At 51.9% G+C, this 10861-nt stretch carries 10 protein-coding genes; 7 read left to right on the top strand and 3 right to left on the bottom strand.

What is annotated here, in order from left to right:
- Window positions 1–279: 279 nt before the first annotated feature.
- From PCH05_RS09885 to PCH05_RS09870, 4 genes are all read left to right on the top strand, one after another.
- Entirely contained in the window at window positions 280–1200 is a 921-nt protein-coding gene (locus PCH05_RS09885) for a DUF8580 domain-containing lipoprotein (RefSeq protein ID WP_127602210.1), read from the top strand.
- A 221-nt stretch (window positions 1201–1421) separates the two neighbouring features.
- Window positions 1422–2996, top strand: coding sequence for an efflux RND transporter periplasmic adaptor subunit (locus PCH05_RS09880; protein WP_127602209.1), 1575 nt, complete (start codon window positions 1422–1424; stop codon window positions 2994–2996).
- A 41-nt stretch (window positions 2997–3037) separates the two neighbouring features.
- Complete coding sequence (locus PCH05_RS09875; protein ID WP_281278756.1) at window positions 3038–3685, top strand: ABC transporter ATP-binding protein; 648 nt, start codon at window positions 3038–3040, stop codon at window positions 3683–3685.
- Window positions 3682–4896 (top strand): ABC transporter permease, encoded by a 1215-nt coding sequence (locus tag PCH05_RS09870; protein WP_127602207.1) that lies wholly within the window; start codon window positions 3682–3684, stop codon window positions 4894–4896. The genes PCH05_RS09875 and PCH05_RS09870 overlap by 4 nt, the downstream gene beginning before the upstream one ends.
- 31 nt (window positions 4897–4927) lie before the next feature.
- Here the strand turns inward: PCH05_RS09870 and PCH05_RS09865 are convergent, their stop codons facing one another.
- Complete coding sequence (locus tag PCH05_RS09865) at window positions 4928–6043, bottom strand: VanZ family protein (protein ID WP_127602224.1); 1116 nt, start codon at window positions 6041–6043, stop codon at window positions 4928–4930.
- Between the two features lie 225 nt (window positions 6044–6268).
- Here PCH05_RS09865 and PCH05_RS09860 point away from each other — a divergent pair, with 225 nt between their 5' ends.
- A complete protein-coding gene (locus PCH05_RS09860; RefSeq protein ID WP_127602206.1) occupies window positions 6269–7618 on the top strand; it encodes an amino acid permease in 1350 nt (449 codons plus the stop codon).
- 20 nt (window positions 7619–7638) lie between these two features.
- Here PCH05_RS09860 and PCH05_RS09855 read toward each other — a convergent pair whose 3' ends face one another.
- Complete coding sequence (locus PCH05_RS09855; protein ID WP_127602205.1) at window positions 7639–8235, bottom strand: TetR/AcrR family transcriptional regulator; 597 nt, start codon at window positions 8233–8235, stop codon at window positions 7639–7641.
- Between the two features lie 282 nt (window positions 8236–8517).
- On the opposite strand from PCH05_RS09855, the gene PCH05_RS09850 reads away from it, so the two are divergent.
- On the top strand, window positions 8518–9285 hold the full coding sequence (locus PCH05_RS09850) for an SDR family NAD(P)-dependent oxidoreductase (protein WP_127602204.1): 768 nt from the start codon (window positions 8518–8520) through the stop codon (window positions 9283–9285).
- A 275-nt stretch (window positions 9286–9560) separates the two neighbouring features.
- Entirely contained in the window at window positions 9561–10283 is a 723-nt protein-coding gene (locus tag PCH05_RS09845; RefSeq protein WP_164766603.1) for a hypothetical protein, read from the top strand.
- Window positions 10284–10382: 99 nt separating this feature from the next.
- Here PCH05_RS09845 and PCH05_RS09840 read toward each other — a convergent pair whose 3' ends face one another.
- Window positions 10383–10778 carry a VOC family protein gene (locus tag PCH05_RS09840; RefSeq protein WP_281278753.1) on the bottom strand — a complete coding sequence of 132 codons (396 nt, stop codon included), beginning with the start codon at window positions 10776–10778 and terminating at the stop codon, window positions 10383–10385.
- Window positions 10779–10861: the final 83 nt, after the last annotated feature.

Here is a 10861-nt window from a genome sequence, read left to right as displayed (position 1 = left end):
AGAATTTATAAATTTCAGCGAAGCTGAACCATTCTATAATCGCAAGAAGAACTTCAACTAAACGCGGTCTGTCTTTTTTGAAGGTACGTCGATAGACGTTTTTACTTGAATCCAAGACTTTCGCTCCGAGGAATGCAGCCGCATTGGCGTACGAAGATCGGCTTACTGCGGCGGCTTTGGAGTCGAGGGAACGGTATGCCGGGAGCCAAGCTTGGACTGTTATCCTGAAACCTAATGCGAGTATTCCCCGTCTAAGGTAATGGAGGTGGAATGTACCTGATGACAAAAAATCATGTGAAAATAAGGATGCTGCTGCTGGCCGCAGTGGTCATGTGCTCGCTTGCCGCATGCGGCACCGAGCCCAAAGAACCCGCCGTTTCGCCGGATTCATCGGTTACCGGGCCTGCTTCTCCAGACGAGAAAGCCTCGGGGGATGAGAAGCCTCCTGCCGAACCGCCGAAAGAAGAATCGCCCGCGGTAAAAGAAGGCGAAGGAAGCTTCACGGGTCTGGCCGATTCGCATACGGTAGAGATTATCGTTGATGGACAGCCGATGTCCTTTCAATTCGGTGAAGCATTGGGTCAGGCTATGGAAAGCATGAAGCCGCAACAAACCGTGGCCTTCACATACGAAGAAAAAACCGTCGAAGGAGAAACAGGCCTCATGCAGCGGGTTCTGAAGGAGATTCATAAGGCGGAAGCGTCCGATTCCGGGCAAAATGGATCTACTGGGCCTGACCTGCCGCCGCAGAAGCAGCTCGAAGTGACTCTCGAAGGGAATCGTGAGCAGCGCTCGGCGAAGCTGGTTACAGGTGAAGGATATGCTTTTTACATGTTTGAGCAATTTTCGTTCGACAAAACCAAAGATCGGTTATCCATGAAGGTGTATCCCCACTATCAGGTCCGCATCGAGAAGCTTCAACCTGACTTCAATTTGGATCATCTTGCACAAAAAGGCGGCCAGGAGCTGGAGAAGCACGGAAAAGTCACCCGGCTGAAGGGAGACGAAATGACGGAGACAATGCGGGACGCGCGTTTGTTTCTGATATCGCGTGACGCACAGGGGATGCATGAGTATATCGTGAAAGAAATCAACGGTAACGGCTATGCCTTTCATGTGGACATTCCGCAGGGGGAGGCTTCGGAAGGCTTTGCACCCCTTGCATTCGTTTCGCTCAATACGCTGCAGCCTTCAAATTGAATTTTGCCGCTCGACCCAGGCCTCGGAGGGAATCACCGCTCTGAGGCTTTTTTGCATTGATTTCGTCTAACAGCTGTTTCAGTATGCAATTAACATTTCATGCCAAAATAATTAATTTACGTTTAATGATCTTTTCAGCAGGCATTAAGCTGTTATTCAGCTCGTTTTAAATGAACGGTGGTAAGCTCAGTGATAATTAAGGGAAGGGAGAATGAAGATGAATGAACAAGGTGACTAAGAACGTGTTGATCATCTGCGGATGCGTCGTCGTGATCGGAGCTGGAGGAACGTATTTTGTCCAGAAAAGCTCGGCGAAGCCCAAAACGGAAACCGCGACGATTACATACGAGGTCAAGAAAGGGGATTTATCGAAAACGGTTACCTCCTCAGGCAACGTGGAGGCTTCGAATTCCGTCAACTTGTCCTTTACCGGAAAGTCCAAAGTAACGAAGGTGCTGGTGAATAGCGGCGACCAGGTGCAAAAAGGCCAGCTTCTGGCGGAAATGGATGCGACGGCGCTGCAAAACGCGCTTTTATCCGCGCAAGCGAGCTACGACAGCGCGGTCGCGAAGCTGAAGAGCCTGGAGGCGGGAACGGACGCTTCTACGATCGCCGATCAAAAATCCCAGGTATCCCAAGCGAAAGCGGCGCTCGACAGTGCGGAAAGCGATCTGGCGAACGCGAAAAAGCTGACGAATCCGACCTATGTGCAGCAGCAGATCGATAAAGCCAAGACCGCGGTGGTGAATGCCCAGACGAAGCTGGACGAGGCTAAGCAAGGTACGGATCAGTCGCAAATTTTATTCGCACAGGTAGCGCTTGAAAATGCGCAAAACGCATACAAGCAGGCGGCATCCCAGCAAAGCGGCGGCCAGGATTCTCCCCAGACCTCGGTAGCTGCCGCCCAGAGCAAAGTAGACAGCGCGAAACGAGCCTACGACCAGGCAGTGACACAGCTCAGCAACCTGCAAAAGGGACCCGAGGATAGCGAGCTCGCCATGTCCAAAGCCAATGTTGCGCAGGCACAGGCGAATTTGAGCGATGCGAAAGCGAATCTGGAAGGAGCCAAAATCTATGCCCCGTTCAGCGGCATGATCTCAGCGGTAAACATCCAGGCCGGGGAATATCCAGCCAGTGATAGCACGGCGGTTTCCATGTTCTCCACGGAGGGCAATTACAAAATTTCCGCTTCCGTTGACGATACGGACATTACGGACGTGAAGGTCGGACAAGACGTGAACATCACCTTCGATGCGCTGACAGGCGTTACGCTGAAAGGCAAAGTAACCAGCAAAGCCGTGCTCGGTGAAGTGCAAAGCAGCGGTCTCGTCACCTTCCCGGTCACGGTTGAAATTACGCCTGGGCAGGATAACGCCGATAAGCTGATTCCGGGGCTCAGCGCGACGATCGCGATCATTACCGACGGAAAAAAAGATGTTCTGACTGTGCCGGATGCAGCCATTAAATCCTTCGGCGGACGCAAAATCGTCATGGTCGACAGCGGAGGCAAAACCGAACAGAAGGAAATTACGACAGGCCTTGATGACGGGGCCAGCACGGAAGTGGTTTCCGGCCTGACGGAGGGAGACAAGGTCAGCATTACGATGACGACCACCTCGAATAGCCGGACTTCTTCATCGTCCATGATGCAGGGAGGCTTTGGCGGCTTCGGTGGCTTCAGCGGCGGTCAAATGCAAGGCAATAGAGATTTCAACCGGACCGGTACCGGAGGCAGTATGCGCCAAGGAAACGGAACAAGCGGCGCCGGCGGAGGTACGGGAGGTGGGGGCAAGTGATCCAGTTCGGTCATGTCGACAAAATCTATGCGTCGGGAGAAATGAGGGTCCATGCACTCCGGGACGTGACGCTGCATATCGACGAAAGGGAATTCGTCTCCATCATGGGCCCGTCCGGTTCCGGCAAATCCACGATGATGAACGTCATCGGCTGCCTGGATAAACCGACGTCGGGCACGTACGTGCTGGATGGCATCGATATCGGTTCCGCCTCGTCCAAACAGTTGTCGGTGGTCCGCAACCAGAAGATCGGCTTCGTCTTTCAAAACTTCAATCTGCTGAAGCGGACCTCCGCAATCGAAAACGTGGAGCTGCCGATGCTGTACGCGGGTAAAAGCAGGAAGGAGCGCCGCGAGCGCGCGGAGTATTGCCTGGAGCTTGTCGGTCTGAAGGACCGGATGCACCATAAGCCGAACGAGCTGTCGGGCGGGCAGCAGCAAAGGGTGGCGATCGCCAGGGCGTTGTCCAATGACCCGGCGATTATTTTAGCCGACGAACCGACAGGCAACCTGGATTCTGTGTCTTCGGAGGAAATCATGGGCATTTTCAAACAGCTGAATGACGAAGGCAATACGATCGTACTGGTTACGCATGAACCGGAGATCGCCGCGCATACGAATCGAATCATCTGGTTCCGTGACGGGAAAATCGAGTCGGACCGGCTGAACACGGAGCGTGTATTCGTATGAATATGGGAGAACTGCTGAAACTGTCCTTTCGCAGCCTGCAAACGAATCTGCTCCGATCGTTTTTGACGATGCTCGGCATTATGATCGGGGTTGCGACGGTCATCGCGATGATATCGATCGGCCAAGGCACAAACGACCAGGTAACCAGCCAGATACAGAGTCTCGGCTCCAATCTGATCACAGTGACCGCGTCTTCCTCTTCCGGGCAAGGGGGAACGGGAAGCGATGTAACGCTCAAGCTCGCGGATGCCGATCCGATTTCGAAGATTGATACCGTCAAATACGTCGCGCCCGTGATGCAGGCGACCGGCCAGTTTAAAAACGGCGCCAACCTCGCTTCGACCAGCGTGATTGGCACGACGCCAAGCTACGCGGACATCAAATCGTGGGAGACGGATATCGGGCGTTTTTTTACGGAGGATGAAGTGACCGACAAAGCCAAAGTCGTCGTATTGGGCGCGACAACGGCCGAAAACCTGTTTGGCAAAGCCGGCTTCGATGCGATCGGCAGCATTGTTAAAATTAACAATATCCCCTTTCGCGTTATTGGGGTGTTGAAATCCAAAGGCTCCTCAGGCTCCGCGGATCTCGACGATACGGCGATCGCGCCGATCACGACCGTGCAATCCCGGTTCCAGTCGGGCAGCTCGAGAAATGCGATCCGGCAGATTCTGGTGGAGGCCAAGTCACCGAACGCAATCCAAAGCACGATGGCGCTCATGGAATACACGATGCGTCAAAGCCACAAGCTGGGAAGCGGCGAGGATGACTTCAAGGTACAGAGCCAGGAAGACGTGCTGTCTTCGGCGGAGAGCGTCACGAAAACGCTGACGCTGTTTTTGGGCGGCGTTGCGGCGATTTCACTCCTTGTCGGCGGTATCGGCATCATGAACATCATGCTGGTCTCGGTGACGGAACGGACGCGTGAGATAGGTACGCGGAAAGCGATCGGTGCCAAGGAAGGCACCATCCTCTCCCAGTTTCTCGTCGAGTCCGTCACGCTGGCTATTCTCGGCGGGGTCATCGGCGTCCTGCTTGGCTTTGGCGGCTCCAAGCTTGTCGGAAATATGATGAGCATCAAGACGGCGATTTCGCTGAACTCGGTGCTGCTCGCTGTCGGATTTTCGGCCTGCATCGGGATCGTCTTCGGCGTGTTTCCAGCCCGCAAAGCCGCGAAGCTGGATCCGATCGAAGCGCTGCGTTACGAATAAACTCATCACTTATGGCACAAGAAAAAGAGCCTTATACAGGCTCTTTTTCTTGTTGCTCGCTTTTCCCATGCCACAAGATGACATGACGGGTGCGGCTCATGTTTTCATAGAAGAGGGTCGGGTCTTTCTTGAACACATGGATCACGACATGGATGAAAAACCAGGCGTTCATGACGAACACGACGATGCCAAGCAGCAATCGGGCGATATCCGGAACGTTATCGAACGAACCGGCGAGAAGGCGGTTGAGACCGAAGAAGATCCAATACAGCAGCCCGTAACGCTTCACCAGCGCCGCGAGCGTGATCCGTTCTCCTGCTTTCGTCAAGCGGATGCGCACCATCCATTTCCCGGGTGTAACGCCTCCCGTCCACCATGGAATCAGGATGAAATACATGCCTGTCGCAACCCAAAATGCCGCTGGGACATGAAGCAGGAAGAGGATTCCCATCAAGATCGGCCAGATGAACGAATCGATCATGAAGGCAATGGCGCGGCGCGTATAGGTGACCCTTTTGGCGGACAGGTCGACCTGCTCGTCGAGCTTCTCGATCCGCGGCAGCAATCCGGACAGCCATTCCGCGGCGAGAAATCCGCAAATGCCCCCAAGCGTGTTCATCATCAGATCGTCGACATCGAAAACGCGGTACGCATGATCGTACAGGCCGTAAATGCCGGTCAACTGGGTGACCTCGAAAAAGAGCGACAGCAGGAACGAAAACAGAATCGAGCGAACCCATCCGGTCCGGAAATAATACCGCAGGATCATACCGAACGGTACTGTCAGCAGAATGTTGAACACGACCTGCAGGAAAGCCCGCTCCTTCAGCAGATGGAGGTAGGTCGACGGATCGGAGCTGATCACCGACGTCTCTTTCAGGATGTCGTTGATGAAATTGAGCGGAACGAACTGCATGGCTCCCGAGGCAAGCGCCGGGTTATGCCTAGAAGAAGGAAGCGGCAGAATGACCAGGAACAGCGCGTTCAGCAAATATAACAGAAACAGGTACAGCACGAGCGCACGAACTTTATTGACATATCCATATTTGCGGTACTGAACGATCAGGAACGGGAGGGTGAACAACAGCGCCGCAAACGGAAAAGACATGAACGCATAGGATATCGGAAACAGATAGGAATGAAGCAATGCAATCACCGCCATGTTTTCAGGAATAGTGTTATTCTTTCAAAGCTTTTTCAATCGAATTCGATCATATCATAAAACATGCTGCAAGCCGTTTAAATTTACCTTAAATTTTCGGGAGCTTATCACGCCCAAAAGCTTCACAAAAGTGCATAATAGGTTATACTGAACTATGCATTTATGCTAATACATAGTCATTGATGAATGACGAACATCAGGAGGATATGGATGGGACAACCAGAAGGAACCTTACAGAAGAAATTAAAGCCTAGACATATCAGTTTTATGGCAATGGGCGGCGTGATCGGGACGGGTATTTTCAAGGGCAGTGCCGAAACGATCGGACTTGCGGGACCCGGCGTCATCGTCACCTATATAATAGCGGGACTTTTGCTCTTGGTTGTGATGGCCGCGATGGCGGAAATGGCGACCGTATATACGAACCGGAATATGAAGGACTTTGTCAGGGAAGCATTCGGGGAGAGGGTCTCTTTTATCATGGGCTGGATGTACTGCTTCATGTGGCTCTCGGTTTGTGTCATAGAGATCATTGCCGCGGGCAGTTTCTTGCAGTACTGGTTTCCGGCGGTGCCGCTCTGGGTGCTTAGTCTGGCCTGCGCCGCGTTTATTATTCTCATCAATTTACTTAGCGTCGGCACGTTCGGGGAATTTGAATTTTGGCTGGCTGGCATCAAGATAGCGATGATCATCCTATTTATTCTACTCGGGGCTGGTTTGATGTTTGGGGTCATTCCGAGTGAACATACCCCGTATCTGCAGAATTATAAGCTTAACGGCGGGTTTTTCCCGAACGGCTGGACATCCGTATTCTCTGCCATGCTGGTGGTCATGTTTTCCTATGGGGGGTCGGAGCTTATCGGATTGACGCTGACCGAAACGGAACATGCCGAGCGGGTACTGCCTAAGGTTGTCGGTAATTTTATATTAAGGATTATTTTGTTTTTCACACTGCCGATTCTTGTGATCTGCGGCCTGATTCCGTGGAATGAGGTGGGGACGGAGAGCAGTCCGTTCGTGCAGGTGCTTGCGTCAACCGGGTTATCAGGCGCCGCGCACATTATGAATTTCATTCTGGTGACCGCCGTGCTCTCGGCCGCAAATTCCGGGATTTATGGCGCATCACGCATGCTCTTTTCAATGGCTTCGGCAGGGGAGGCGCCCAGAACGTTGATGCGCACGAACCGGAAGGGCAGTCCGATCCATACGCTGGTGCTGTGCGGGATTATTTTGCTGGCGGGTTCAATGCTCGGTATTTTTGCGCAGGACCAGCTGTTCCGGGTATTGATGGCCGTTCCGGGTTTTGTCGTGCTTTTAGTCTGGATTTGCATTGCGTTGTCGCAGCTGAAGCTGCGTTCCCGGTATCCGGTCAAGCCTGCGTTTAAAGTATGGGGTTATCCATATATGACGGGAGCCGCTGTACTATGTCTGGCCGTAATCGCGGCATTGTTCCTGTTCGACGAGAAGAACCGGTTCAGCATCGGAATCTGTGTTGCCGTTCTAGCCCTGCTCATCGTCTGGTCCCTGGTCAAATTCCGTCATCCTAAGGATGTGCAATAAGGGACGCACATGGCTTTTGTTCAAGGCTTGGTCTTAAAAACAATATGATCGATTTTGCTGTTGACGAGCGCCAAGAGCTGGTCGGCCATGTATTCCGCCGAATATTTAAAATCCATGTCCGCCCAGTGCATGATTACCCCTACGGTTGCAGACAATCGATAGCTAAGCATCAATTCATAATCCAGCGGGGGGTCGCCCGGCTCCATCTCCATGTGCATATCCTCCCGCATGGATGTTTTCAAGGTGTTATACAAATCCTCGCTGATGCCTCTATGTACAGTGATGAGTGCTTTGAATTCTTTTTTGTGGCATTCGATATGTTCAAACAGCTTCAGGGTGGAAGGATAAATTTTAGTGGCCTCCACCTGATCCATGCCTTTGTATGGTCTCAATAAGGCTTCCCGGATTCCCTTCAAAAAAACCTCCCGGATCTCCTTCAATAGCTCTTCTTTACCCACGTAATGCTTATAAAAGGTTCCCCGGTTATAATCGGCTTTGTCCGCAACTTCCTGAATCGTGACGGCATCGTAGCCTTTCTCCAGAATTAATTCTACAAAAGCAGCCTGAATGGCTTCCCGGGTTCTTCGTGCTCTGCGGTCCAATTTTTGCTCTGTCATTTCTGCAGCATACCTCCATGATCCAGCTTGCTATATTCTATCTTACCCGACAAAATCGGATTCCGCGATGTTTGTCCATGCGGAAGGCAACAAAGCGGCTCCGTTTGTTCAATTTTGCGCAGTTTGGCTACACCATCGGAGCATTTGTTGCCTAGGCGACAATACCTCGAATTATGATTATTGTAACAACAACTAAATGAGGAGTAAGCTAAGGATGTGAGCGGAATGTTTCCGCTTACGCCGAAGAGTTATTCAATCTAATCCAAAGGAAGCGATTATACAATGAATGAGACTCAAGTAAAAACAGCCGTCATCACCGGTGCCGCAGGCGGTATCGGCAAAGAGCTTGCCCGTCGGCTGGCGGAGCGCAAGTTGAACCTGGTTTTGGTGGATTTGAAAGAGGAGGCCATTCAGCAAGTCATTCAGGAGCTGGGTCTGAATGACTCCAATTCCCTTGCCGTTGCGGCAGACGTATCGAAGGAAGAGGACGTGCAGAACTATGTGAACAAGGCCGTTGAAAAATTCGGAACGATTGATTATTTCGCGAATAATGCCGGCATCGAGGGCCCTGCCGGTCTTTTGGAAGAACAAAGCGTCAAGGCGCTCGATCTGGTATATAACGTCAATGTACGCGGGGTATTCCTTGGTCTGCATTACGTCATCCCGGTCATGAAGCAGCAGAAATCCGGAGCGATTCTGAACACATCCTCGCTCGCAGGATTGATGGGCGCACCAGGCATGGCACCTTACATCATGTCCAAACACGCCGTGATCGGATTAACCCGCGTTGCGGCCAACGAGCTGGCTCCGCTTGGCATCCGCGTGAACGCCGTGCTGCCTGGAACGATCAACACACGCATGATGCGTCAAATCGAACAAAATTCCGGCTCTCCGGACGAGTACAAAAAAGCGAATGAATCCGCAACGCCGCTTGGCCGCTATGGGGAACCAGAAGAGGTCGCCGCTGTCATGAACTTCCTGCTGTCCGACGAAGCTTCCTTCGTTACCGCATCGCTCTATACCGTTGACGGCGGCATGGTAGGGCAATAAGAGGAAGGATTTTTGATCTTTAATCGTGTCTGATGGGAATGAATGTTCGTTAAATGATTGACTTTTAATCCAATCAATTGTATATTATGGTCAAAATGAAACGGATAAAATGCGGGAGAAGCACCTCGCAGGACGGGCCGCCAGGCCTTTCTTGCAGGTGCTTTTTCTTTGTTTCCGTTGAATCTGACCTGATTGGAGATGATGCAATGCTTAAGCTTAAGTCTTATTGTAACCGAGGCAAGACATGGACCCTGATTCTAATGATGTGCTTCATCATGATTTTGTCCGGGCCAGCCATGACGTCAGCGGCGAATTCGGATTGGGATACGGCAATCGCAGGGATTGGTCAGCTGCATGATGCTTTTTCCGCGCTGGAGCTGGAGAACAAAACAGAGAAGCTTCGTATTCAGGAGCTGAGCCGGCAAAATAACGCCAAGCTGAAATCAATCCAGACGAGCGTGCAGCAAATCGACAAGACGAAGCTCGATCAGTTGAAGTCACAGGCGGAACTGGCACAGAAAAAATATGCCCCGCTGCTTACGGAGTATGCGGAGCTTGGGAAGAAGGCAGCAGAAGCGAGGAAGCGCAAAGATGGCAAATCAGCCCTGCTGTACGATTTGAAACGCAACCGCATCAAGGCTTCTGTGACGAACGCGCGCTCGGAGATCAAATCCAGACAAGACGCTTACGCGTCGGCTAAGAAGCAAGCAACCGCGAAAGCCAAGGTCGTTAAGGATATATTGGCCGGAATTCAGCCATTGAAGAAGCAGGTGACCGCAGAGAATTCGCACATTACCGGCCGCAATCAGGCCAAAACTGCAGCAGAGAAGCGTTACAAAGCCGCCGTCAAAGAGGGGAATGCGGTATCCGCCGCTGCGGAATTGAAGATCATGGTGGAGGAGCTTCAACGGATTCGCGATTCGCAGACGAAAATAATGCAATGGGAGAAGGCGATGAAGGAGATTCTGCGACGCGCCGAGGTGAAGCTGCCATCCTGAAAGGGGAGCAGTCTTGAAACAGGAGGGTCAGGCAGAGGGCTCCAGTATGTATAAAGACCGGATTTCCTCCTGAATGGAGGTTCCGGTCTTGCTTCGAATCTATAAGCTCAACTGCCAAGACACCCCGTACTTGTCCTGTACCCATCCGAACTTAGTCGCAAAGGGATAGGCCGATAGCGGCATCAGGACAGAGCCACCCTCCGATAACCGTTGAAACGCGTCGGTGATTTCTTCGTCCGATCCGCAGTTTACGAACATCGAAATCGCAGGAGTAAACGTGAAATCATGCTTTATGTTGCTGTCAATGCACATGAAGGTTTGACCTTTCAGAGAGAAAGATGCCAGCTGAACGGAACCTTCCGTACCTGGCTCATCCGCTCCGTACCGGCGGATATGGATGATTTCGGAAGGCTGGAAGACGGACAAGTAAAAGTTCATCGCTTCTTCGGCTTGTCCATTAAACATCAGAAACGGGGTCACGGTTAAGTTTGACAACAGGCTTCAGCTCCTTTAAATGGATCGTTATGTGAATAGCATACCCGATTTGCTGGCGATATCAAATCAGCTTTGAATGAAGG

Origin of the sequence: Paenibacillus chibensis (genome assembly GCF_004001045.1) — a bacterium.
In the GTDB taxonomy this organism is placed as follows: Bacteria; Bacillota; Bacilli; order Paenibacillales; family Paenibacillaceae; genus Paenibacillus_AQ; species Paenibacillus_AQ chibensis.
This window is presented reverse-complemented; position numbering and strand designations above follow the sequence as displayed.